The 24113-nt window shown below is 64.0% G+C and carries 24 protein-coding genes and 1 pseudogene; 15 read left to right on the top strand and 10 right to left on the bottom strand.

What is annotated here, in order from left to right; translation table 11 throughout:
• Positions 1 to 15 precede the first annotated feature (15 nt).
• From FA85_RS07225 to FA85_RS07195, 8 genes are all read right to left on the bottom strand, one after another.
• Complete coding sequence (locus FA85_RS07225; protein ID WP_036110275.1) at positions 16 to 1131, bottom strand: hypothetical protein; 1116 nt, start codon at positions 1129 to 1131, stop codon at positions 16 to 18.
• Positions 1132 to 1136: 5 nt separating this feature from the next.
• Positions 1137 to 2327, bottom strand: coding sequence for an ABC transporter permease (locus tag FA85_RS07220; RefSeq protein WP_197056498.1), 1191 nt, complete (start codon positions 2325 to 2327; stop codon positions 1137 to 1139).
• 14 nt (positions 2328 to 2341) lie between these two features.
• Entirely contained in the window at positions 2342 to 3595 is a 1254-nt protein-coding gene (locus FA85_RS07215; RefSeq protein ID WP_051943290.1) for an ABC transporter permease, read from the bottom strand.
• A 134-nt stretch (positions 3596 to 3729) separates the two neighbouring features.
• Positions 3730 to 3894: a hypothetical protein gene (locus tag FA85_RS21820; RefSeq protein ID WP_156108680.1), complete on the bottom strand. Its 165-nt coding sequence runs from the start codon at positions 3892 to 3894 to the stop codon at positions 3730 to 3732.
• A 9-nt stretch (positions 3895 to 3903) separates the two neighbouring features.
• On the bottom strand, positions 3904 to 4086 hold the full coding sequence (locus tag FA85_RS07210; RefSeq protein WP_036110281.1) for a hypothetical protein: 183 nt from the start codon (positions 4084 to 4086) through the stop codon (positions 3904 to 3906).
• Positions 4087 to 4164: 78 nt separating this feature from the next.
• Entirely contained in the window at positions 4165 to 5226 is a 1062-nt protein-coding gene (locus tag FA85_RS07205; RefSeq protein WP_051943291.1) for a radical SAM protein, read from the bottom strand.
• 498 nt (positions 5227 to 5724) lie between these two features.
• Positions 5725 to 6846 (bottom strand): fatty acid desaturase family protein, encoded by a 1122-nt coding sequence (locus tag FA85_RS07200; RefSeq protein WP_036110286.1) that lies wholly within the window; start codon positions 6844 to 6846, stop codon positions 5725 to 5727.
• Between the two features lie 9 nt (positions 6847 to 6855).
• Positions 6856 to 7926 (bottom strand): ferredoxin reductase, encoded by a 1071-nt coding sequence (locus FA85_RS07195; protein WP_036110289.1) that lies wholly within the window; start codon positions 7924 to 7926, stop codon positions 6856 to 6858.
• Positions 7927 to 8019: 93 nt separating this feature from the next.
• Between FA85_RS07195 and fabR the strand changes: the two genes are divergently transcribed.
• From fabR to FA85_RS07170, 5 genes are all read left to right on the top strand, one after another.
• A complete protein-coding gene (gene fabR, locus FA85_RS07190; protein WP_036110292.1) occupies positions 8020 to 8673 on the top strand; it encodes an HTH-type transcriptional repressor FabR in 654 nt (217 codons plus the stop codon).
• Positions 8674 to 8712: 39 nt separating this feature from the next.
• Positions 8713 to 9519, top strand: coding sequence for a hypothetical protein (locus FA85_RS21815; protein ID WP_156108681.1), 807 nt, complete (start codon positions 8713 to 8715; stop codon positions 9517 to 9519).
• A gap of 46 nt (positions 9520 to 9565) precedes the next feature.
• On the top strand, positions 9566 to 10021 hold the full coding sequence (locus FA85_RS07180) for a hemerythrin domain-containing protein (protein WP_036110294.1): 456 nt from the start codon (positions 9566 to 9568) through the stop codon (positions 10019 to 10021).
• 111 nt (positions 10022 to 10132) lie between these two features.
• The gene (nhaA, locus tag FA85_RS07175) at positions 10133 to 11329 is read left to right on the top strand and encodes a Na+/H+ antiporter NhaA (protein ID WP_239709110.1); all 1197 of its coding nucleotides are present in this window, start codon (positions 10133 to 10135) and stop codon (positions 11327 to 11329) included.
• 67 nt (positions 11330 to 11396) lie between these two features.
• On the top strand, positions 11397 to 12173 hold the full coding sequence (locus FA85_RS07170) for an HAD-IIA family hydrolase (protein WP_036110295.1): 777 nt from the start codon (positions 11397 to 11399) through the stop codon (positions 12171 to 12173).
• Between the two features lie 5 nt (positions 12174 to 12178).
• Here FA85_RS07170 and FA85_RS07165 read toward each other — a convergent pair whose 3' ends face one another.
• Positions 12179 to 13303: a Gfo/Idh/MocA family protein gene (locus tag FA85_RS07165; RefSeq protein WP_036110297.1), complete on the bottom strand. Its 1125-nt coding sequence runs from the start codon at positions 13301 to 13303 to the stop codon at positions 12179 to 12181.
• Positions 13304 to 13465: 162 nt separating this feature from the next.
• On the opposite strand from FA85_RS07165, the gene FA85_RS07160 reads away from it, so the two are divergent.
• From FA85_RS07160 to FA85_RS07140, 5 genes and pseudogenes are all read left to right on the top strand, one after another.
• A complete protein-coding gene (locus FA85_RS07160; RefSeq protein WP_051943293.1) occupies positions 13466 to 14644 on the top strand; it encodes a sensor histidine kinase in 1179 nt (392 codons plus the stop codon).
• Between the two features lie 114 nt (positions 14645 to 14758).
• Positions 14759 to 14962 (top strand): annotated as a pseudogene (locus FA85_RS07155) (PhnA domain-containing protein); the annotation flags it as partial.
• Between the two features lie 96 nt (positions 14963 to 15058).
• On the top strand, positions 15059 to 15841 hold the full coding sequence (locus FA85_RS20805; protein ID WP_051943295.1) for a CPBP family intramembrane glutamic endopeptidase: 783 nt from the start codon (positions 15059 to 15061) through the stop codon (positions 15839 to 15841).
• 176 nt (positions 15842 to 16017) lie between these two features.
• Positions 16018 to 16299, top strand: a complete 282-nt coding sequence (locus tag FA85_RS07145; RefSeq protein WP_139382627.1) for a hypothetical protein — start codon at positions 16018 to 16020, stop codon at positions 16297 to 16299.
• Positions 16296 to 16898 carry a hypothetical protein gene (locus tag FA85_RS07140; RefSeq protein ID WP_036110307.1) on the top strand — a complete coding sequence of 201 codons (603 nt, stop codon included), beginning with the start codon at positions 16296 to 16298 and terminating at the stop codon, positions 16896 to 16898. Before FA85_RS07145 ends, FA85_RS07140 begins: the two co-directional genes overlap by 4 nt.
• Positions 16899 to 16919: 21 nt before the next feature.
• Here FA85_RS07140 and FA85_RS07135 read toward each other — a convergent pair whose 3' ends face one another.
• Positions 16920 to 18788: a DUF1302 domain-containing protein gene (locus FA85_RS07135; RefSeq protein ID WP_036110309.1), complete on the bottom strand. Its 1869-nt coding sequence runs from the start codon at positions 18786 to 18788 to the stop codon at positions 16920 to 16922.
• A 134-nt stretch (positions 18789 to 18922) separates the two neighbouring features.
• Here FA85_RS07135 and FA85_RS07130 point away from each other — a divergent pair, with 134 nt between their 5' ends.
• The 5 genes from FA85_RS07130 (at position 18923) to FA85_RS07110 (ending at position 23947) form a co-directional block, all read left to right on the top strand.
• Positions 18923 to 20230: an MFS transporter gene (locus FA85_RS07130; RefSeq protein ID WP_036110311.1), complete on the top strand. Its 1308-nt coding sequence runs from the start codon at positions 18923 to 18925 to the stop codon at positions 20228 to 20230.
• 186 nt (positions 20231 to 20416) lie between these two features.
• Positions 20417 to 20866, top strand: coding sequence for an ATP-dependent zinc protease family protein (locus FA85_RS07125; RefSeq protein WP_036110314.1), 450 nt, complete (start codon positions 20417 to 20419; stop codon positions 20864 to 20866).
• Positions 20863 to 21798, top strand: a complete 936-nt coding sequence (gene rimK, locus FA85_RS07120) for a 30S ribosomal protein S6--L-glutamate ligase (RefSeq protein ID WP_051943297.1) — start codon at positions 20863 to 20865, stop codon at positions 21796 to 21798. The genes FA85_RS07125 and rimK overlap by 4 nt, the downstream gene beginning before the upstream one ends.
• A gap of 195 nt (positions 21799 to 21993) precedes the next feature.
• On the top strand, positions 21994 to 22680 hold the full coding sequence (locus FA85_RS07115) for a response regulator transcription factor (RefSeq protein WP_036110317.1): 687 nt from the start codon (positions 21994 to 21996) through the stop codon (positions 22678 to 22680).
• Entirely contained in the window at positions 22664 to 23947 is a 1284-nt protein-coding gene (locus FA85_RS07110; RefSeq protein WP_036110319.1) for a sensor histidine kinase, read from the top strand. The genes FA85_RS07115 and FA85_RS07110 overlap by 17 nt, the downstream gene beginning before the upstream one ends.
• The last annotated feature ends 166 nt before the right edge of the window (positions 23948 to 24113 follow it).

The following is a 24113-nucleotide window of genomic DNA, read 5'->3' as shown; positions in this document are numbered from 1 at the left end:
TCGGAACACGCCGCTTCATGCTTCCACCGACGCGTAAGTGCGCAGCGGAACATTGCGGCGAATGGTATGCACAAGCTCCTTCAGCTTATCGATGCGCGTAGCGATGCCTTGGTCCTGCCGACCTTCCGCGAATGACGGCACGCCGCGGAAAGACCGGTAGCCGCTCCGTGCAGCGGCTACTTTCCAGGCGCTCGCTTCTCCGAGTGTTTCAAGACGGGCGCCCGCGCGAGCCACATACTCCGCATCGGACAGTCGCGTGGCGTAGTGGCGGGTTCGCTCAAGCAATGCGACGCCACGCTCTCGGTCCCCGCGTTGGAGGGCCAGCAGGCCACCGCGATACACAAGGCGAAGCACCACATGGTCGAGCATTCGTTCGGCGGCCTTGGGGGATGACTGCCGAAGCAGTTCCACAGCCAGACGGTCGACCGGTTCCGGCACGCCCTGACGCCACGACCACGCGGCGCGGTAGAACATGCCGGCCAGGCGGGTTCGCGCGTCCATGAACCAGGCTCGGTTGGACAATCCCGCGTTGACCATGTCGAAGTCGCCCGTGAGGGTGCCGGCGACGACCTGTTGCTCGGCGAGGAGTGGATGTTCCTTGCGGCCCAACTGGCGCTCTACGCGCCGGAAATGAGTGGCGAGTGCATCGCTCTGTGCCAGCGCGGCATAGAAATTTTCGCTGGCGTATACGCTTGCGGCGAACCGCCTGTCGGCGCCGTCGGAACCAAAGCGAGTCCCCGCCAGTGTGACGCGGCCGCACTCGGCGAGACGTCGCACGGCGGATAGTTTCCGTGCCGCGGCCCTCGCCTTACCGTCGATGCGGTCGAGTCGCGCGAGGTTCACCCAGGGCTGCATGGCCTCACCGGGAAACCCCTCCTGGACAGCATGTTCAATCTGTGCGGCGCATTCGTTCCGAGCCGCCTCCGTGCCGTCGATCAGCATGGTGATGAGCGAAAAATTGTTCTGGATCGAGGAGAATTCACCGAGGGAGCGCGTGCGATTTCGTGGCAATTGCTCGGTCTTGTAAATCAGTTCATCGAGCCATGCCGCGACAGGCTTGCGGGCGGTCCGCCCCGTATCCACCAGCGAATCGGTGGTGATGAGCTCCCTGAACATATCGTCCGGCGACATGGTGCTTATCCGAAAAGCGTCATGGGGGTGCGACGTACCGCGCGTCCGGCAGTAAGCGCCACGGCAGACAGGCTGACGGCCATCATTCCAAGCGCGGTCACCAGAACCAGTGCTGACGTGGGCGCCGCCAGACCGTAACGTTCCGAGAGATGGACGTGAAGGGAAATCGCCATGACGATGCCGAGGATCGCGCCACTACCTGAAACGATCAGGTTTTCGCAGGCGAAGAAGAAGACGATATCCCGCTTCATGGCACCGACGGCGCGCATCACTCCAATCTGCCTCTGACGCTTATTCACAAGGAAATGCGTGAGGCCAGCCAGTCCGCAGGCAAGCATGACGATAAGGACGATAATCACGGTCAGGAGCATGCGCGACACGGCCATATCGGAGGCGAAGTATTCCAGGCGCTTCCCCGTGAGCGTGAAGACATCGGCCTGGACGTGGCCGGTATTATGCTGCTCCATAAGGGCAGCCGCGGCGGGTAGTGCCCGTCCGAGCGAGCCGTTCTTCGCGCGGATGGTGAATGCGCCACCGACATTTTCATTCTCGATACGAATCTCGCTGACGACACCCATGTCGTCGTTGTCGGCGCCGGTAAGCTGGGATCGAAGATATCGGACGATACCGATCACCCGCATGGGATTGCCATTGGTGTAGACGACCTTTCCGAGAGCATCCGAGTCGGGAAACAATCTTTGCGATAACTCCCGCGTGATGAGAACGGGAAGAACGCTGTTGTCGTCCAGTGTGCCGGCAGGTGGCGGATCATCCGAGGTGAACGTACGCCCGGCCACCACGTCGAGTCCGAGTGTGGCCGTGAGCCCCTGGCTCCCCTGAAAGAGGTATGCACGGGTGGTAGCCGACCGAGCGCCGGCATCACGGCGGACATCGATCGTGGAGGTGTTCATCAATGGCGGTGCGCCGTATGCCGCGGACCGAACGTCGGGGATCTCACGGAGGAGCTGGAGGTTCTGTGCCGCCGTTGACGGGTTAGCCGCGCCGACGACGCCTATGCTTCGGATGACACCGATGTTGGCTTCGTCGACGCCGGTCGGTGTCTGCCATCGCTGCTGCGTGGCGGCAACGACTGCCAGAGCGTTGACGATCAACGCGGTGAGTACCGCGATCTCCGCAAGCAGCATGAGATGTATGAACTTTTGCCGCCGCAGCATGGCCAGCACGGTCGGGACCATGATGAGAAATCGATTCATGCGGTTTTTATCAGTTGTGCCGGAGCGATGCGGGATGAGCGAACTGCCGGATACAAGCCCACGGCAAACATCACGACAATCGCCACCATGACCGATTGGGAAAGCGCCGCGAAGTCGATATGAATTCCTTCGACCAGCGATGGCGTCTGTTTCTGAATCATGCGGAAGCCGAGCCATGTCAGCGGCAACGACAGCACACCGCCAGCCAGCCCTGCGATGCCGGCTTCGAGGAAGCACTGCATGAAGATGTCGTGTCGCGTGGCGCCCAGCGCGCGGCGTATCGCAAGCTCGGAGCCGTAGCGCGAGAACTTGGCTACGAGAAGGCCGACGGCGCTCATCATGCAGACGACGAAGATGCCTGTTCCGATGACCGCTTGCATGCGCACGGCGGGCGGAACGACATTATTGATGGCTACCCAGTTGCGTACGTTCGATACGCGCGGACGAACGTCGAGCTGGAACCTTCCGGCATCGCGCTGTGTCCTGACGTACGCGCGCAGGGTATCGCTGAAGCGTGCAACCGCGTCCGCACTGGCCAGGTTGACCCAGTATTGCACCCACGTGCAGTTCGGAGCGGTCGGCTTCTCGCCAGTCTGGCCTGCCGAGGACCAGCATTTTACGGGTCCGAATCCATAGTCCTGAGGAAGGTCGAGCCACGTGGCGAACGGCATGTACAGGTCTTCGGCGTTGGCGAACGCGCCCGTGCCCAAATCGTAAAAGTGCGGTTTCGGATTCCAGTCGTCGACGACACCGATGACGCGGAAGCTGCGGGTGGCGATCTGCATCTCCCTGCCGACGCTGTTCTCACCTCCGAACATCCGATCGTTGGCCCGGCGTGACAGCACGACGACAGGCGTTCGCGACTGGTCCTCGGCCTCTGTCCAGCCGCGTCCCACGATGAAGTGAAGACCGAACAGCTCGAAAAAGCGCCAGGTGGTCGCACGCGTAGGCGTCATTCGAAGGGGGGACGCGTCGTCCCCGCGCTTCGAAGGCAGGCGATTCGTGCTCATGATCGCGCCAGGTGGCGCAGACGATAACCGGTAGAGCGCGTTCGCATCCTGCAGCGTCAGATCTGCCGGCATGGCTTTATCGCCTGCCACGATATCGGCTGGGCGCGGTTCTATCTGCGGATGAAACACCGATGTGCTGTAGCCGGGAAGCGGGTCGCCCCCCAGGCTCTCCACGAGCGCAACGGCGGAGAACGGAGCGCTGATGCCGATCGCGACTGCAAGCATCATGAAGACGGACATGAGTGGGTGCCTGCGGGTTCCGTGCCATGCGGACTCCACGTAATAACCTAACATGCTGCGCTCCTAATCTGGCTGCGCGAACGGTGCCGCCGAAGCGGCACCGGGAATTCAAGGGCACGTGGCCCCCGCCCTTGTCAGGAGCACGAATCCTTGTTGTGGCAGAAGACACCGGAGACCGCCTCGGTGCTGAGTCCGATGGACGACTGGATGCCGCCACTCAGGTGTTCCGCCTTGGTGGAGTCCACGATATCGAAGAGCCCATCTTCGTCATAAACGAACAGCTTGTTCTCAGTGCTCATGTCGTTTCCTTACTTACAGTTCTTGTCATTGGTGCATGCAAATCCAGACACGACGAGGCCTTCGCCGACGTTTGCCATGGATCCCTGGATGCCGCCCGTCAGATCGAACGGGGCCGCGTCGCCCTGGATGTCGAAGAGGCCATCTTCGTCGTAGACGAACACGATGTCGTGTCCGGTGGTTCCGTTACTCATGGTCCATTCTCCAGTTGTACTCAACGAGGTAGGCGCGGGTCCTGGCGCCTGAGTTTTCATCCGTGAAAAGCGGCGGCTTCATCCGTACGAATGCGCGGGACAGCCCAGTTCGTCTGCGTTTCGGCTCAGGTGTCCGCGCAGCCAGAAATTCATACGCTCGTCGTCGATCTGAACGCGGCCATCGTCCAGGAGTCGGCCGACCACGTTGCCCTGACTATTGAGAGCGACGGTGCATTTCCCGAGTCTTCCATCGGCCCTGATCATGAGGTGGTTGGGCTTCGCGGCGTAGCAGATGTAGCCGAACTCGTGGTCGTCCGCACCCGAAGGTGATGCATCTCCAGCGACTGGCAGGTCGGATTTGCGCTTGATATCGGTGACCTTGATCGCGCTCTCGAACAGGTTACCTACGCCGTTGGATACCTTGAAGCCCGCCCTGACGAGACGTTCCTCGATGACCAGCGAGATGCGGTGTGCCTCGTCCATGGAAATGGTCTGCATTTCCTTCTGATTCTCGTTCGTTCCGCCGAGATCCGAGATGTGGCGGACGTAGATACTGAACCTGGGGTCTCCGCCGAGTTCGACGGCGATCTTTTCGGTCAGTCGAAGCAGGCCCTGTTCGTTTCCCGGCATGATATGCAGGCGTACGATGATTTCGAAGTCGAGGTCGGACGTGTGTGCCGCGGTTAGATTCGCCCAGATCTCTTTGAAGGTGCCCGAGCCGTTCGCATACTGACGGGATCGGTTATGGGCTTCCTCATCGCCATCGAGGGATATCTGAAAGTTGCGTTGGCGACGCGATACCAGCAGTTGCAGCGTGGCGGGGTCGAGGAGAAACGCATTGGTCGTCAGGCCGCCTTCGAACTCCTCGAGTTCACCGCGTTCGTAGAAACCGTGTGCGTACGCGGCAATATCGTGGACGATATCTTTGGCCACGAGAGGTTCTCCGCCGAACCACTCGAACTGCAGTGATCGAAGACCACCCTGCTCGACGCGTCGTCTGATCAGGCTCTTGATCGCATCGACTACCGGCGGTTTCATCTTGCCGATTGCAAAATCTTCATAGCAATACGTACAGCGAAAATTGCAGCGCTCGGTCGGAAGAATGGTGAGGTGAAGGTGCCTATTTCCGTCGTGACGCATGACATCCCCTTGTCGTTCAGTTCAACCTTTGAAATACGCGTACGCCACCGTCAGGCATGTGGCGATTGAGATGGCGCAGACGAGCACGATCCACCCTGCCGAAGGCGGGGGAGTCACGTCATTTGCGTCGTTAACGGAGCCCGCGTTGGGCCATTTCATGGCGATGCCATGCGGAGAGTGCGTGTTCGGTGCATCCGTGCCATCCGGTCCCCCGATCAGTCGAAGTAGTCCCTTGGCCTTGGATACCTGTAACGGCGTTCAGTGTCAAGCCAGTTATAGCGGGTGAAATGATGGACACGGCATGAATTTGATTGTCATGAGCCAGACAGGCGCATCCACCGCCGAAAATGAGCGGTGGCGATGTGTGCATCGGGTCGCGTTTGCTGGCCGGTCAGCGGCTTATGTTGCCGAAATCGTGCAGTGCCTGAAACGACGCCTTCGTGGATGTCGTTGCGGAGGACGCGCTGTCGGAAGGCGCGGGGTCTCCCATCGCGAGCATCAGCCCCGCTGGAGGGCGGCCGATGGCAGGGTTGCCGTACGCACGCGGCTGGGAAAGGCGTGACGCACGATCCGCCAGATGACCTGACCGAACTGCTTAGGCAACGAGCCCGTGTTGTAGTGCTGGCCGTAACGGGCGCAGATCTGCTTCACCTCGACCGCCATCGCCGCGTAGCGGTTGGCCGGCAGGTCCGGGTAGAAGTGATGCTCGATCTGATGGCTCAGGTTGCCCGACAGCACGTTGAGCAGCTTGCCGCCGGCGATGTTGGACGAACCGCGCAGCTGGCGCAGGTACCAGTGGCCGCGCGTTTCGTCGCGAATGGTTTCCTTGGGGAACACTTCGGCATCGGCGGTGAAGTGGCCGCAGAAGATGATGACGAAGGTCCAGATGTTGCGCATGCCGTTGGCGACGAGGTTGCCCAGCAGCACCGGCAGGAAGAACGGGCCGGCCAGCAGCGGGAACACGATGTAATCCTTGATCAGCTGACGCGCCATCTTGCGACCGACCGGACGGAAGTTGCGACGCAGTTCCGCTGTCTTCATCTTGCCCGCGAACCAGCGGCCGATGCGCAGATCCTGGATAGCCACACCCCACTGGAACAGCAGCATGAAGAACACCGCGATGACGGGCTGCATCAGATAGAACGGACGCCAGCGCTGCTCGGGGAAGATGCGCAGCAGGCCGTAGCCGATGTCGTCGTCCATGCCGCGCACGTTGGTGTACGTGTGGTGCTGGAAATTATGCGTTTTGCGCCAGGCATCGCCGGTGGCGACGATATCCCATTCGTAGGTCTGGCCATGCAGCTTGGGGTCGCCCATCCAGTCGTACTGGCCGTGCATGACGTTGTGGCCGAGCTCCATGTTGTCGAGGATCTTCGACAGGGCCAGGCAGATCGTGCCGACGATCCAGGCGGGGACGAGCACGCTGTGCACGAAGGCGCCGAAGAAGAGGAGTGCGCGCCCGGTCACGCCGGTCCAGCGCACGGCGGCGACGATGCGACGGATATAGCGGGCGTCGCGTGCGCCGACGTCGGCAGCGACGCGGGCACGCAGGGCGTCGAGCTCGTCGCCGAAGGACTGCAGCTCGGCGGCGGAAAGAATGCGGTTCTTGATGCGGGCCATGTGAATTCCTTAGAGGTCCAGGACCAGCTCGGTGCTCGGCGCACTGACGCACAGTCGTACCGGGGTCGACGGCTCGCTGTCGCGGTCGCCGGTCAGCGTGTGACGTACGGTGCCCGAGGCGCGGCCGCAGGCGCAGGTGTTGCAGATGCCCATGCGGCAGCCATGACGCGGGCGAAGGCCCTGGGCTTCGAGACCTTCCAGCAACGAGGTGCCGCGGGCGAGGGTCAGCGTGCGCCCGCTGCGAGCGAGGTGTACCTGTACCTCGCCGGCTTCGCCCTCGACGGTGGCCGGCGTGCTGAAGGCTTCCGCGTCGAAGTGCGCGACGTAGCCCTGAAGGCGCCCGCGTGCCGCCTCGACGAATCCGCCCGGGCCGCAGGCGAGCACACGGCGTGCCTGCAGGTCCTCGATCGACTCCAGCGACACGTCGTCGACGCGACGCTCGGGCTCGACCCCGGCACGTGTGAGCAAGGTGCGCACACGCAGCCGCGGGTGGGTAGCGGCCAGCTGGTTGAGTTCGTCCACGAAGCAAAGGTCGGCGCGATCGCGCGCCCAGTACAACAGGTCGACCTTGACCGGCATGCCGCGTGCGGCGAGCGAGCGCACCAGGGCACGCATCGGCGTGATGCCGCTGCCGGCGGCCAGCAGGAGCAGGTCGTCGGTGTCGGAAGGCAGGGTCATCTCGCCGAAGGCCTGACCGAGGGTTACCACGTCGCCTATCCGGGCGGCTTTCGCCAGATGACCGCTGACCACGCCGCCGGGCATCGCCTTGACGGTGATCGCCAGCGTGCCGTCGTCCAGTGGCGTCGGGCTGTAGCTGCGCACCAGCCGGCGACCCTCGATTTCCACGCCGATATTGACGTGCTGGCCGGGGAGCATGCCCTGCCAATGCCGGTTGGGGCGGAGCACGAGGGTCACGGCGTCGCGGCTCGCCGCCGTGCGCGAGACCAGGCGCGCCAACGGCTGCTCGAGGGTCCACAACGGGTTGAGGCGGGTCGCCCAGAAGTCGAACAACGCCGGTGAGACGGCGCGGCGCACGGCGCGCTGGCGCCAGGAGGTTTTCGGAACGGGAATGGCGTTCATAGAGTCACTATACGCGCATCCGCACAGCTGTGTATACAGTTGTGCATTCATGACTGGGGGTATGATTCGGGCCTAGTCCGTTATCAGCGCCTCATGACCTCGATCATTCTCACCCCGTCCCCGGATTTCCCGACGCCTCCGCGCAAGGCGGGGATCGCCCGTGAGGACCTGCTGGCCGCCGCGCTCAAGCTGATCGGTCCCAACCGCAGCCTGTCCACGGTAAGCCTGCGCGAGGTGGCGCGCGAAGCCGGCATCGCGCCCAACAGCTTCTATCGTCAGTTCCGCGACATGGACGAGCTGGCCATCGCCCTGATCGACCTGGCGGGGCGCTCGCTGCGCATCATCATCGGCTCGGCGCGGGAGCGTGCTACCTCGACCGATCGCAGCGTGATCCGTGTTTCGGTCGAGACCTTCATGGAGCAGCTGCGCGCGGACGACAAACTCCTGCATGTGCTGCTGCGCGAAGGCGCGGTAGGGTCGGACGCTTTCAAGCAGGCGGTCGAGCGCGAGCTGATGTACTTCGAGGACGAGCTCCGCGTCGACCTGATCCGCCTCGCCGCCGCCGAGCGCGCGACGCTGCACGAACCGGCGCTGGTCTCCAAGGCGATCACCCGCCTCGTTTTCGCGATGGGCGCCAGCGCCATGGATCAGCCGCCTGAGCGCGACCCCGAGGTGATCGAGCAGATCTCGACGATGTTGCGGATGATCATCACCGGATCCCGCGTGCTGGAGCAGTCCAAAGGCTGACTCCGGGCGCTATAGTTCGCTCCTCACCGGGGGAGTGACATGGTCGATGACGGGATGGGCTTTGCAAGATCCGGCGGGTGGCGCGTCGTTCGTTTCGCTGTCCTGACGTTCGTACTCACCATCGTCGCCCACGCGGTGGCCTACCTGGCCCATGAATACAGCCACTCGATGGCCGCGTGGGCGTTTGGCTGGATGAAGTCGCCTTTCGACATCGATTACGGCTCGGCTACCCCCGGCAACATCCTCCTGCTGGGCGACGTTTCCGACAACGTGGAATACGCGCCGATCATCGCGAGTGGCGCCGGGTGGCAGGCCTCTCTCATCGCACTGGCCGGCCCGTTCGTCGGCAACGGCGTGCTCTTTTTCATCCTGGACGCCGTGTCGCGCATGGACGCGGTGCGGTCGCGGCGGGGGCTGCAGTCCTTCGTGTACTGGCTGTGCCTGATGTGCGCGGGCAACGTGTGGAGCTATGTGCCCATCAGGGCACTCTCCACGCATGCGGATATCGCGCTGTCCGCCCAGGGCTTCGGCATCCCGGTGTGGCTGCAGTTCCCGTTTCTGATGGCGGTGTCGGGCTATATCGCCTGGCACTTCTTCAGGAAGACGTTTCCGGGTGTCTGTCAGAACGTGACCCACGGTGACCCGGCCCGATGGCTGCTGATGGCGGTAGTGACCGCTTGCTGGTTCTTCCTGTTCTTCGGTGCGGGCGGGATGTCCGGTTCGTACGGCACGATCGCGTGGATATTCTCGGTCGTCTCCTGCTTCCTGTTGTTCCCGCTGTGTGCGGTCTGGCTATGGAGCACCTGTGGCCTGGCAGACGCTTCGTCGACATCCGCATCGGGATGATCGTGGCACCCGCCCACCCGGGCCGTCCCATGACAGAGCCGACGCCATGTCCGAAACCATCTTCGAAGCCCTCCGCGAAAGCCACGCCACGCAGCGCTCACTCGTCCGCAAGCTGCAGCGCTCGGAGCCGGGTCCTCACCGGGTCGAGTTGTTCACCGCGTTACGGATCGAACTCGCGGCGCATGAGGCGGCCGAGGAGCGTTACCTCTACGTGCCGATGCTGATGGACGATCGCGGCTTGCACTCCTCGCGCGATGCGCTGGCCGACCATCACAAGATGGATGACCTGATCGAGGAAATGCAGACGCGGAACCACGCGGGTCGCAGCTGGACGGCGAACCTCGCCAAGCTTTCCGAAGAGCTGCACGATCATCTGCGCGAGGAGGAGAAAATCTTCTTTCAGCTGGCCGGCAAGATCCTGACGGCGCCCCAGAAGACAGGGCTGGCAAAGAAATATCGGAAGGACTTCGCCGCGCACGAGAAAAGGCTGCGCGCGGAGTGACGCCGTAATGCCGTGATGGGCGCGTCGTTCCGGCCATGCGTCTTTCGCCCCGTTTGCCCTCGGCGACGGGTGGTGTGACCATCACGGACTTACCAGGGACAGGAGAGTCCGTTGCTCAAGACACTGATATGGCGTCCGCTCCAGCGGCTGGCCGACTTCGCCGCCGGATCGGCCGTGGGCGGCCTCGTGCTGATGGGTGCCGCGGCGCTCGCGATGATCGTGGCCAATTCGCCGCTCGCCTCCGTGTATTTCGACGCGCTGCAGGCGCACGTCGGCCCGCTGAGCGTGCTGCACTGGATCAACGACGGTCTCATGGCGGTGTTCTTTCTGCTGGTGGGCCTCGAGATCAAGCGCGAGTTCATCGACGGGGAGCTGGCCTCCAACCGTCTGCGAGTCCTGCCGGGTCTGGCGGCGCTGGGCGGCATGGTCGTGCCGGCGGCCATCTTCCTGCTGGTCAACCGGGGCAACGCGGAATCGATGCGTGGCTGGGCCATTCCCTCGGCGACCGATATCGCCTTCGCGCTCGGTGTGGCGGCCTTGCTCGGCAGCCGGGTGCCCACGTCCCTCAAGGCGTTTCTCGCGGCCCTGGCGATCATCGACGACCTCGGTGCGGTCATCATCATCGCGCTGTTCTACACCCCCGATCTGTCGCTTGCCTATCTCGGTCTGGCACTGCTTGCCGTTGCCACGATGGCCCTGATGAACCGCTTCGGCGTCAGCCGCCTGTGGCCTTATCTGCTCATCGGTGTCGTTCTCTGGGTGCTGGTGCTGAAGTCCGGCGTCCATGCGACCCTCGCGGGCGTGGCGACCGCGTTGTGCATCCCCCTTAGCGACAGTGAAGGGCGCCTGCCGTCCGACGGCGACTGCACCCATTCGCCTCTGCTGAGGCTCGAGCACGCGCTCCATCGACTGGTCCCCATCACGGTGCTGCCCCTGTTCGGCTTCGCCAACGCCGGCATCTCGTTCGCCGGTGTGGGCCTGGCGCAATGGCTCGCCGCGACCACGGTCGGCGTGGGCCTCGGCCTGCTCGTGGGCAAACTCATCGGTGTGTTCGGTGCCGCATGGCTCGCCATCCGCTTCGGCTGGGCGGAGATGCCGCGCGGCGCCTCGCGCGGGCAGCTGTTCGGCACGGCGCTGCTGTGCGGCATCGGTTTCACGATGAGCCTGTTCATCGGGATGCTCGCCTTCCCGGATCATCCCGAGCTACGCGACGAGGTGAAGCTGGGCATCCTTGCAGGCTCCGTCCTTGCGGGTCTCGCCGGCTGGGCCGTCCTTCGTGTGACCGCACGCACGCCGGCGACGCCCTGAGCCAATCCTTGCCTGCGCGGCGCGCTATCCTCGTCGACGATCCCGCTTCCCCTCCGAAGGACACCCTGTGGCTGACCGTAAAGACATCGAGTGCTGGCTGACCGACATGGACGGTGTGCTCGTCCACGAGAACAAAGCCCTGCCGGGCGCGCCCGAGCTGATCCGCCAGTGGCGTGACCAGGGCAAGCCCTTCCTCGTGCTTACCAATAATTCGATCTTCACGCCGCGCGACCTGAGTGCGCGCCTGCGGACGTCGGGTATCGACGTGCCCGAAGAGCAGCTGTGGACATCGGCGCTGGCGACCGCGGCGTTCCTCAAGGACCAGTCGCCCGGCGGCTCGGCGTTCGTCATCGGCGAGGCGGGCCTGACCACTGCCCTGCACGAGGCGGGCTTCATCATGACCGACACCGCGCCCGACTACGTCGTGCTCGGCGAGACCCGTACCTACTCGTTCGAAGCCATCACCAAGGCGATCCGTCTGATCGGCGCGGGCGCGCGATTCATCGCCACCAATCCGGACGTCACCAGCCCCAGTGCGGAGGGTCCGCTGCCGGCGACAGGCGCCGTGGCCGCGCTCATCACCAAGGCCACCGGGCGTCAGGCTTATATGGTCGGCAAGCCCAACCCGATGATGTTTCGCTCGGCGATGAACAAGCTCGGCGCGCATTCGCACAACACCGGCATGATCGGCGACCGCATGGATACCGACGTCGTCGCCGGTATCGAAGCGGGTCTGCATACGGTGCTTGTGCTCAGCGGTATCGCCGACCGCGCGGAGGTGGATCGCTACCCGTTCCGCCCGGCGGAAATCCTTTCCTCCGTGGCGGATCTGCTCGACGACTGACCGGATTACTTCGAGGGTTTGGCGGCGTCGACCGGTTCCGGCGCTTCCACCTTGGGCAGATTCATTTTCTGTCGTGTCGTATCGATCCGGCGCTTGCGCTCGGGCAGGTCCAGCTTCTGCGGCTTGCCCGAGGCCAGCGCCTCCATGATGCCTTCGACGATCAGCACGTCGATCAGGCCTTCCTGGCCATCCGGCTCCGGATCTTCGTTGTCGAGCAGGCATGCGGAGAAATATTTCAGCTCACCGCCGAACTGGTCGGTCGCCGGGGCGGAAATCTTCCGCTCCTTGTCGCCCACGGTGATGGTCTGTTCGAAGGGCGTGCCGTAGGTGAAGCACGGGCGCATGTGCACACTGCCCTTGGTCCCCGCTACATAGAACGCATCGACGGCGTTGCCGTAGTAGGACACGGTGAACAGGGCCACGCGGTTTCCGGGAAAGCGCAGGGTCACGGCCACGGTGTGGTCGAAATCGTCGCCAAGTCCCGACTCCGGATGGCGCAGGCCCACAGCCGACACCACCTCGATCGGGTCGGCATCGAAGACGTAACGTGCCGCGTTGATCGGGTAGGGCGCCATGTCGAAGACCGGTCCGGCCTTGGCACCGTTGGTCGCCCGGTGGTTCTTCGGGTCGACCATCTGCGCGAACGTCGCGCTGAAGGTATGCACCTGGCCCAGCTCGCCGGCGCGAATGCGATCGATGAGGGACAGCGTGGCGGGCTCGAAATGAAGCCGGTAAGCCACCATCAGCTTCGCCGTCGACGCGGCGGCCGTCGCAAGGATCTCGCGACTGGCGGCGTGGGTGATCTCGAGCGGTTTCTCCACCAGCACATGGATCCCGGCCTTCAGGGCGGGGATCACGAACTCGGCGTGGCGCCAGTTCGGCGTCGCAATATAAAGCGCATCGATGCCGCCGGAGGCCAGCAGCTCGTCGAACTGGTCGTAGCTGTAGACGCTGCCGATGCCGTAGCGCTCGGCCACCTTGGCCGCCTTGTCCGTATCGCTGCTGACCAGGGCGGTGACGACCGAGTTTCCGGTGTGCGCGACCCCGGGCAGCATGGCTTCCTGGGTGATGTCACCGAGGGCGACAAAGCCGTAGCGGATCTTGCGCGAGGTGTTGGTCGAGTCGGACATCGGATACTCCTTCAGGCAGAACCCCGAGTCTGGGCACCGACGTGTTCATGAGGCGTCGTAAGCAGGCGAACGAAATCGTGACGACGCCTGCCTGAAGGCGAGCATGGACTGACATTGCGTCCACGCGCCGACCTGCCAGAATGCGTCGTCCCGGAGAACCCGATGCCCCACGCGCCCGCCCCCAAACTGCCTGCCGTTTCCGAGGCTCGCCGCCTTGCGGCGCTGTCGTCGTTCGATATTCTGGACACGGAGAAGGAAAGCGCATACGAAGACATCGTGCGGATCGCCTCGTATGTCTGCCGTGCCCCTATCTCAGTGGTCAACCTGATCGACGCCGACCGGCAGTGGTTCAAGGCGGAAGTCGGCCTGGGTGTGCGGGAAACGCCGCTCGACACCTCCATCTGCGCGCACGCGATTCTCGAACACGACCTGCTGGTCATACCCGATACCACCCAGGACCCCCGTTTTGCCGCCAATCCGCTGGTGACCGGTGAACCCGGCCTGCGTTTTTATGCGGGCGCGCTGCTGAAAACCGCCGATGGCTTGCCGTTGGGCACGGTCTGCGTGCTCGACACCCAGCCGCGGACGCTGGATGACGACCAGATCGACACCCTGCGCCGCCTGGCGCGCCAGGTCATGGCGCAGATGGAACTCCGCCGTATGCTGCGCCAGTCGCAGCGCCGCGGCGATCACCTCTCGCGGCTGCTCGCGACTGCGGGGCACGACCTGAAGGCGCCGCTGCGCTCGGCGCTGTACGCCATGTCGAAGGTGCGCAGCGGCGTGTCCGGCGAGCACGCCGCGCGTCTGGACGACGCGAGGACCGATCTTCTCAGCGCCGACCAGCAGCTCAGCCGGCTGCTCGCTTCGACGCATGCCGACATCGCCGGCGGCGATGCCGAGCTCGGCCCCGTCGTTCTGCATGAGGTGTTCGACGCTCTGTCGTCGACCTGGACGAGGGCGGCGCAGCGCAAGCGCGTCGCACTGACCATCGGGCGCACCGACGCCATCGTGCGAGGGCATCCGTTGCTTCTGGAAACCGTGCTCGGCAACGCGCTTTCGAACGCCGTGAAATATACGCCCGGCGGTGGTGCGGTCACCATGCTGGCGCGATCCGGCGATGGAAAGATAACGATCGACATCCAGGATAACGGTTGCGGTATTCCTGCGGAAAAAGTCGAGGAATTGTTCAGCGCGTTTCGCCAGGCCGATCCGCAGGCCGAAGGGCTTGGTCTTGGCCTGTGGCTGATCCGGCAGAGCGCCGCCGCGATGCATGCGGAGGTGGAAATACATCCCGGCGCCACTGGCGGAACGATCTTCCGGCTGAGCCTCGACGCCGCCTGACCACGCCCCGGCTGGTCGGCCGTCCTGGCTGAGCCGTAATGGCGCACCCGCCTGACGGATGGGTGACCGGTGGTAATCTGTCGCCCCCGAAATCAGGTGTGAGCACTCATGGCGGTACGCGATTCCAACGGCAACGAGCTGGTCGAGGGCGATGCCGTCACGGTCATCAAGGACCTCAAGGTCAAGGGTTCGTCGATCACCCTCAAGCGCGGCAAGCAGTTCAAGAGCATCCACCTCACCGATGACGAAGACGCCATCGAGGTCCGTGAGGGCAAGAGCGTGCTCGTGCTGAAAACGGAGTTTCTCAAGAAGGCGTGATGTGAGTCGCGGTCGTGGCGTTGACTTGGACCGTCCGCCTCCCGATGCTTGTCTGGCCATCGGCCACAGGGGTCATGGCATCCGCAGGAGACTAGGATGGTCGTGCACACCGGCGACATTTCGAGAGATCGTTCGAAGCCCGGGCCTTCGCTCCAGGGTGCCCCGTTCGTAAAGCCGAGGCGCATTGCATCGTTATGGCACCTCGCCGGTTACGTACTCATCGTCCTTTCGATCACGGCGTGGGGTATTTTCTCGTCGTTCGGCCACGCAGCCGCCGGGCCCGTCGCCGAGGGGGCACAGGCGCTGCGAGCGTCACCCTGGCCTTTTTACACGTTGTCCGTGCTGGGCAACGTCGGTGTTCTTTACTACTGCTGGGTCGGCGTCCATCGCGAAGGCGGCACGCTGGCAACGCTCACGGGCGGCCGCTGGACGTCGCTGCGTGGGGTGGTCAGGGACGTCGCCATCGCGGCGGTCTTCTGGCTGGTCTGGGAAGGCGTCGCCTGGGCCGCCTGGCAACTCGTGCCAGCGGTGGCCGGGGAGGGGGTTCCTTCGATGTTGCCGCAGACGCCCGTCGAAGCGGCTGGCTGGATGATCGTCTCCGTCGTCGCAGGTTTCGCGGAGGAGATTCAGAGCCGCGGCTACTTCCAGCAGCAGCTGTTCTGGCTGACCGAGAGCACCGCCCTGGCCGTCATCGGTCAGGCGGTTTTCTTCGGTATGGCGCATAGCTATCAGGGCTGGAACCACGCCCTCGTCATCGCGATCCTCGGCGTGCTCTACGGCGCCCTCGCTGTCTGGCGCCGCAACCTGCGAGCGAACATGCTGGCGCATGGCTGGTCGGACATCTGGGAAGGCTGGCTGAAGTTTGTCGTCTTTCGCTGACTCGCAGATCCCACAGCATGCCAGGCCTTCTCCTTACGTGCCTCGCGTGCGCCCGCCGACCGCGTCGCCTTGCTCGGCGCACTAGCGTGTCGAAGGCGATGACGGGGCCTTAAAACGACCTTGATCATACGAAACCTTTCGTATACTCTGGGGCGTGTGCAGTGGGATACAAGGACGTGAAACGGCAGGTGTTGCTTGCGTTGATCGAGGGCCGATATCGCATCGCCCATCGTGCCTCCCTTGACTCGAAAAATGTCTTCTATACGGGCGAGCTCGATCTCGAAGACCTGCTTCTGATCCTCATGGGGTCCCGGGGCACCGAGCATCGGGTGACACCGCACCATCGGCAACCCGACATCGACGTGCACGTGATCGTCAGCGGCGGTTGGTACATCAAGTTCTATTTCTTCGAAGGAGCAGTCGATCTGCTCAGTGTGCACAGGACGGAGAAGTCATGAAAATTCTTCATCAGGGCGATACCGAGCCGGCCCTCTGTGATCTCGATGGCCGAGTGACGGTGACCTACCGTTACCGGGATGTTCCTTTTTCCGATGGCTCAGGCATGGCTCGTAACGTGCTGGCGGGAATCTGCGACGTTTGCAGCGAAGTCCTGTTGGTTCCGCCGCAATCGGTTCCCGCTATAGCGGCATCACGCCGTCGCTCGACGGGGCCGCTCGAAGCAAGTCTTCCCGCATCCTATGTGGACACGCTCGACGCCGCCGTATCCCTCGTCGATACCGAGGCAAGCAAGGAATTCCGCAAGCGACTGCTCATGTACTACCTTCACCGCTACGCGCGGGGAGATGAAGCCATGGCTGAACTGGTCGGGCTGGCGGGAGGCGCCGAGCAGTCTGCGTCCGGTCCGAACCGGCGACTCTCGTTCAAGCTCTCCGAGCAAGCGAACGCAAAGGTCGACTACGTCATGAACGAAACAGGCTTGTCGAAGACCCAGCTGGTCAAGGCGCTCATCGGCAAGATCGCCGCGGACCTCGTCCGTCGGACGAAAGCGCGTCGCCTCCAGGAGCTGATCGCGCTTTGCGAAGTCATGAAGGCCTGATAGTCCGATGGATCGCGCCGCTCAGAAATTCGCTCCGATCGACAACGTGGCGAAGTCATGGTCGGCCAGCGTGTCGTACGTGGGATGTCCCAGGTAGTTCGTATACGTCAGGTTGGCGAACCAGGTCTTGTCGAGCGTGGCGCCCAGGCCGAGCGTCGCCTGCTTGCGTCCACCGACCAGCTGCCCGTCGACCGAGTAGCCATGCACGTCCTGACCGATGCCCAGGCTTGGCGACAGCACCCAGCCATGCGCGACCGGATAGGTGAGCGCGCCCTTGACGCGATAACCCCATGCGGACCGCGTGTAATACCCGCCGTTATGGCACCCCGCGGGGTTCACGATGGCCGTGCAGGTGTTGACGAAGCCTTCGCTGGAGAAGCCCCAGTGGAAGCCACGCCCGTAGCGCACATCGGTCAGGCTCGGCAGGTCGGTATGGCTATAGGCAAGCTCGGCCGCGAGGGTGGCGCCGCTCGCGCCCAGCACGCCGGTAAACGCGCGCGTCGTGTTCAACAGCAGCTGCGTGCGGTCGTAGCGGTCGTAGCCGAGCAGCGTCCCGCCCGGAGGAATCAGCGTGTTGCGCACACCGATCGGTCCGCCGCTGCGGGTCAGTGCCGCGAACATGTCCGCGGTATTGATCTGTACGGGCAGGTCCTTCGTGTAGCTGGCCTCACCGGCCACCTTCCACTTCCCGAGCATGGTGCTGCCGGAAAGGCCCCAGAGACGGATGTCGTCCGGGTATTCCCACAACACATGAATCGAGGACAGGCGTGCGGACAACTGCGCGTCGGCGAGCGGTGCGCCCGCGGCGACCAGTAGCGGAATCACCCCGTTGTTCTGTTGCGAGGCGTCGATGGTGGTCGCATCGAGAATGGGGTTGCGTGAGTTGTAACGCAGGTAATACGCGGCGATGTTCGTCGCCGGACGATCGAAGGTGTAGCGCAGCGTGGCACCGTACTGACCGTGGTCGCGACCGTCGAGCGTACTGGCACGGGGCAGCACGCCGCCGACGGAATTCTGGTAGCCGTCGCTGAGCCACTGGCCAGCACCGGGGCTATACGCATTGAGCGGGTAATACGCGTTGCTCTCGATGCCGCCGCAGCCCGGATCGATGCCGAGGTCGGTGCCCGAGAAGAAGGTGCCGCAGGGATCGAGTTCGGAGGGGCGCCACTTCCATTGGTAGAAGCCTTCGACACTCCAGTGCGGATCGATCGTGAGCTTGCCCCAGAGCATTTCGACCGGAAGCTGCGCTTCGGTGGCGGGATCCGTCCCCGGGCGGTGCAGCGTCGTGTAGTCGGTCGGATTGATCTGGTTGACGCCCTGCATGAACAGGCCCTCGCCCCACTTGACCGTCTGCTTGCCGAGGCGCAGGTCCAGTGCGCTCTCGTCGTCCAGTGCGAAGTGGCCGTAGACATACGCGTTGAGCCACATGAAGCCGGAGAAGCGGTTGGACTTCGACAGTGCATGATCGTCCAGCGGCCGATCGGCGGCGAACGCGCTGGCGCCGCTGCCCTGGGGTACGTCGTGGTTTTCCTGTGTGTTGTCGTACCATGCCCGGGCGCTGGCGACGATACCGACGTTCTTGTATTTCAGGTCCAGTGCGCTGGTAACCTTGAACAGGCTCGAGTAGATATCGCCCTTGCCGTAGTTGAGGTTGCCGTCGTCAGCCGTGTCCGCACCATCGCCGCCCTTCGGCTTACCGTCGGAGCGGAAGCCTTTGCCGACGAGATGCTTCGACGGGTCATTCAGGCGCTCGCCGGCGCCGGCGACCACCCGCGTTTTGAGTGTCCCCTGGACCTCCCCATCGGCGAGTCGGAAATCGGTCGCGTGCAGTGCGGAGGCGGAGAGGGCCGTGAGCGACGCCACGGCGAAGATCCATCGACGTGGATGCATCGGCTATTCCGTTAAAAACTTGACGGCATTCTAGACATGGCAGCTATATTGCACGCAAGACGTCTGGACGTCCGTCGTGTGCGACTTTCGTCGCACATCGCCTTTTTCTTCCGCGGGACGATCGAAAACCACTCATGAGCGCAACACTTTCAGATGAAACCATCGACCGCCGACCACTCGACCGCGGCGATGCCAAGACGCTGATTCTCTCCGCGCTCGGTGGCGCGCTCGAGTTCTACGACTTCGTGATCTTCGTGTACTTCGCGAAGACCATCGGGCATCTTTTCTTCCCGCCGGGCGGCTCCGACTGGCTGGCGCAGCTTCAGGCCTTCAGCCTGTTTGCCGTCGCCTATCTCGCACGCCCGCTCGGCGGCATCGTGATGGCTCACTTCGGTGACCGTATCGGCCGCAAACGGATGTTCACGCTCAGCGTGTTTCTGATGGCGGTACCGACCCTGCTCATCGGTGCGCTGCCGACCTACGCCAGCATCGGCGTCATCGCCCCGGTGTTGCTGACCCTGCTGCGTGTCGTCCAGGGCATCGCGATCGGTGGCGAAGTGCCGGGTGCCTGGGTGTTCGTGTCCGAGCACGTGCCCGCGCATCGCAAGGGTCTTGCGGTGGCGAGCCTGTCGGCCGGCCTGACCTTCGGCATTCTCATCGGCTCGTTGCTCGCGGCCTACCTCAACGCCCACATGACGCCCGAAGCGCTGATGGACCACGGGTGGCGCATCGCCTTCGTGCTGGGTGGCGTGTTCGGCTTTGTCGCCGTCTACCTCCGCCGCTGGCTCAGCGAAACACCGGTCTTCGCGCGGATGCGCGAGCGCAAGCAGCTGTCGGAAGAACTGCCGGCATGGGTGGTCGTACGCGACCATCTGCCGGGCGTGCTGCTGTCGATGGCGGTTACCTGGGTGCTCACCGCCGCCATCGTGGTCGTCATCCTGCTGACCCCGACCCTGATGCAGACGGCCTTCCATATCGATCCGGCGCGCGCCTTCACCGGCGGCAGCATCGGTGCGTTCACGCTCTGCGTCGGGTGCATCGGCGGCGGTCTGCTAGTCGACTGGCTTGGCCGTGGTACAGCCATGCTGATCGCCTCGCTGGGTCTCATGCTGAGCACCTATGCGCTGTATTTCGATCTCCAGGCGGGCGGCGCGCATCTCTATCCGCTCTACGCCATTGCCGGTGCCTTCGCCGGTGTCGCCGGCATCGTGCCCGCGGTCCTCGTGGCGTCGTTCCCCGCGCCGATCCGCTTCTCGGGCATTTCGGTGTCCTACAACGTCGCCTACGCCATTGCCGGCGCCGCCACGCCCGTGCTGGTCGGCTATCTGGCCAAAGGTGTCGGCGGCATCGGGCCCGCGCATTACGTCGCCATCGTGTCGCTGGTCGGTGTAGCGGCGTCGATCTACATGATCGCCGGACAGCGCGGCGTCCGCGCCGACTGACGACGGCGCGGCCGGAAGCCTTCACGTCGATTTCATGGCGGTGACGGCGGCGTCTCTCCACGGAGGCGCCGTCACAGTTGCGCGCGGGTTCGGGGTTCGGCATGCTTTCGCTATCGCGACATGTCGTCGCGGCAGTCCGGATCGTTCCCCCGGTCCCGTCGTCCCCCATACCGTCGCTCCAGACCCATGACTGATGTCATCACCCTTGGCTGGCGCGAACGGCTCGCACTTCCGTCGCTCGGCGTCTCCGTCCTCAAGGCCAAACTCGACACGGGCGCGCGTACCTCGTCGCTGCACGTGGAGTGGCTTGAGGAAGAGGAGCGCGCGGACGGTTCGTGGCTGCGTTTTCAGGTCCGTACCACCCGCCGCGGCGGTTTGTCGGAGCCTTGCGAGGCCAAAGCCACCGGGCGGCGTACGGTCACCGACTCCGGCGGTCATCGGACCACGCGCTGGTTCATCGAGGCCGAGATCGAACTGGCCGGCCAGCGCTTCGTCGCGGAGGTCAATCTGACCGACCGCCGACACATGCTGTTTCCTCTTCTGCTCGGCCGGACCGCGCTCTTCGGGCGCTTTCTGGTCGATCCCGCGCTTTCCTATTCGCAGACGCCGCGCCGCGTCGTCCGGGACCATCCATGAAGCTCACCATCCTGTCGCGCAACGCGCGGCTGTACTCGACGCAGCGGCTCGTGGAGGCCGCGCGCAAACGCCGCCATACGGTGCGCGTGATCGATCCCCTGCGCTGCTACATGAGCATTTCGCCGGGGTCGTTCGCCATTCACTTCAAGGGCAAGCCACTGGGGCCCGTGGACTGCGTGATCCCGCGAATCGGCGCTTCCAGCACCTTCTACGGTACGGCGGTGCTGCGCCAGCTTGAGCTCATGGGCGTGTACTCGCCGAACCCGTCGGACGCCGTGCTGCGCGCGCGCGACAAGTTGCGCAGCCTGCAGCTGCTGGCCTCCCGCGGCATCGACATGCCGCTGACCGCCTTCGGCGACAACCCGGACGATACCTCCGACCTGCTGGCGATGCTGGGTGACCCCCCGCACATCATCAAGCTCAACGAAGGCACGCAGGGCGCCGGCGTGGTGCTCGCCGAGAAGCGCTCGGCCTCGCAGAGCGTGATCGAGGCCTTCCGTGGCCTCTACGCCAACTTCCTGGTCCAGGAGTTCATCCGCGAGGCCAACGGCAGCGACCTGCGCTGCTTCGTCGTCGGTAACGAAGTGGTGGCGTCGATGCAGCGCTCCTCGGCACCGGGTGAGTTCCGGGCCAATCTGCACCGGGGCGGCTCGGCCGCCCAGGTCGAGCTGTCCGACGATGAGCGACGGGTGGCGATCGAGGCGGCGTCGGCCCTGGGCCTGGAGGTGGCGGGCGTCGATCTGCTGCGCTCGTCCCGTGGTCCGCTCCTGCTGGAGGTCAACGCTTCGCCCGGCCTCGAAGGCATCGAGGGCAGCACCGGCGTGGACGTGGCCGGTGCGATCATCGCCCACTGCGAGCAGCGCCTGGCCTCGCGTCCGGTCACGCCCAAAGCTCGCAAGCCCAAGGCGCCCAAGGGATTAACAGCGATTTAAACGCCGGTCCCCTATAAAGGTCCCACTGTGATTCCGCGACGCGGGGTGACGGTATCGGGGCAGTAGTTCTTTCGGCCCGGGCGGTTTTTCCGCCCGGGCCTCTCTTTTAGTGCTGTCCGCTTCACGGAATCCCCGTTAAGCTTGCTGTCGCAATAATCATAAGATTCCAAAAGCGACCGCCCAACGGAGTGCCGCATGCGCGTCCTGGTCATCGAAGACAACACCGACATCGCGACGAACATCGGGGATTACCTCGAAGACCGCGGCCATGTGGTCGATTTCGCCGGCGACGGCGTGACCGGCCTGCATCTCGCCGTGGTCCACGACTTCGACGTCATCGTGCTGGATCTCACCCTGCCGGGCATGGATGGCCTGGATGTCGCCAAGAAATTGCGCCACGAGGCGCACAAGCAGACCCCGGTCCTGATGCTGACCGCACGCGACTCGCTGGAGCACAAGCTCACCGGCTTCGAGTCCGGCGCGGACGACTACATGACCAAGCCGTTCGCCTTGCAGGAACTGGCGGCACGCCTTGAGGTCCTGGCCCGTCGCGGCAAGGGTCCGCAGAGTCGCGTCCTCAAGGTCGGCGGCCTGACGTACAACCTCGACACCCTCACGGTCAGTCGTGAAGGCAAGTCGATCCAGCTCAACCCGATCGGCCTCAAGCTTTTGCAGGCGTTGATGGAGGCCAGCCCGTCCGTGGTGACGCGCCAGGATCTCGAACAGCGCGTGTGGGGCGAAGAACTCCCCGATTCCGATTCCCTGCGTGTGCACATCCATGGCCTGCGTGCGGCGATCGACAAACCCTTCGAAAAACCGTTGATCCACACGCGTCACGGTATTGGCTATCGCATGGTCGATCCGGATGCGGTCCAGACGTAAGCTTCGTTTCCGCCTGGTAGTCACCTTCACGCTGTTCGGTCTCGGGCTGAGCGCTCTTTTCGCGTACGCGGCGATCAACATCCGTACGCGCGTCGAAGAGCAGCTGATCAACTCCGCCTTGCAGGACGAGGTCGATTCGCTCAATGCCAAGGTGCGAGCGAATCCGGACAAGCGTCCCGAGATCGAAATCGTCAAGGCCGCCACGTACAGCGATCGGACGATCTACAAGGCACCTCTGACTTGGCAGCCTCTGGAAACCGGCGTGCACGATCTCTATGAGACCGGCCCTGACGGTAAGCCGCGGCATTACAAGGTGGGCGTCCGTCACGAGCAGGGCATCATCAGCTTCGTGCAGTTCGACGTGTCGCGTGACGAGCTGGGCAAGCGGCAGCTCGTGATCAGCGTGATCGCCGCGGTGTTTCTGTTCGGCCTGTTCTCGCTGGTGCTCGGCGTGTGGTTGTCCTCGCGCGTGTTGCGCCCCGTGACCGATCTGGCGAAGCGTTTGCGTGATTTCCGTCGTGTCGGCAAAGCCGAGGCGCTGGCGCCGCATTTCGCCGACGACGAAGTCGGTGAGCTGGCCGTAGCACTCGATGAATACGCCATGCGTCTGACCTCGGTGGTCGAGCGCGATCGTGAGTTCAACTCCGACGTCAGTCATGAGCTGCGCACGCCGCTTGCCGTGATTGCCAGCACCACCGAGCTGCTGCAGGGCTCGCCGGACATGACCGACAAGTTGCGCGAGCGGCTCAAGCGCATCGAGCGCGCGTCGCGTCAGGCGACGGAACTGATCGAGGCCCTGTTGCTCCTGTCCCGCGCAGAGCGCCGGGGCCCGACGCGTGGCGAGACCACCGACGTGGCCAGGGTCGCATCCGATGTGATCGAGAGCCAGCGCCCGCAGATGGGCGGCAAGCCGATCGAGATCGAGCTGGTGTCCGACGGCAGCGTCACGGTGAATGCGCCGGCCTCGGTTCTCTCGGTCGCACTCACCAACCTGATCGGCAACGCGATCAAGTACACGATGGAAGGCAAGGTCACGGTGCGCGTGCTCGACGGCCGCGTCGATGTGATCGATACGGGCCCGGGCATCAAGCCGGAGGATGCCGAGAAGCTGTTCCAGCGCGGTATCCGCGGCGAGAGCGCGACGGGCGGCGGTGCGGGCCTTGGCCTGGCCATCGTGCGTCGCCTGTGTGAACTCTACGGCTGGGACGTCTCGTTGCGTCCGCGCCCCGACATGGCGGGCGCCATCTCGACGATCGATTTCCGTTGATCCGGATCGTCTGAGACATTACTCAGCCGGCGATGGGCCTGCCGTCACGGTTTGGACATCCAGACGTCGCTGTAACCAAAGCTGTCACTAAGCTTTCATTTTTCTGTCCGAGTATCCAGGGCTTCACGGCACGTGATGGGCGGCCCTCAGGGGAGGTGCTTGCCGC

Origin of the sequence: Luteibacter mycovicinus, assembly GCF_000745235.1 — a bacterium.
GTDB lineage: Bacteria > Pseudomonadota > Gammaproteobacteria > Xanthomonadales > Rhodanobacteraceae > Luteibacter > Luteibacter mycovicinus.
This window is presented reverse-complemented; position numbering and strand designations above follow the sequence as displayed.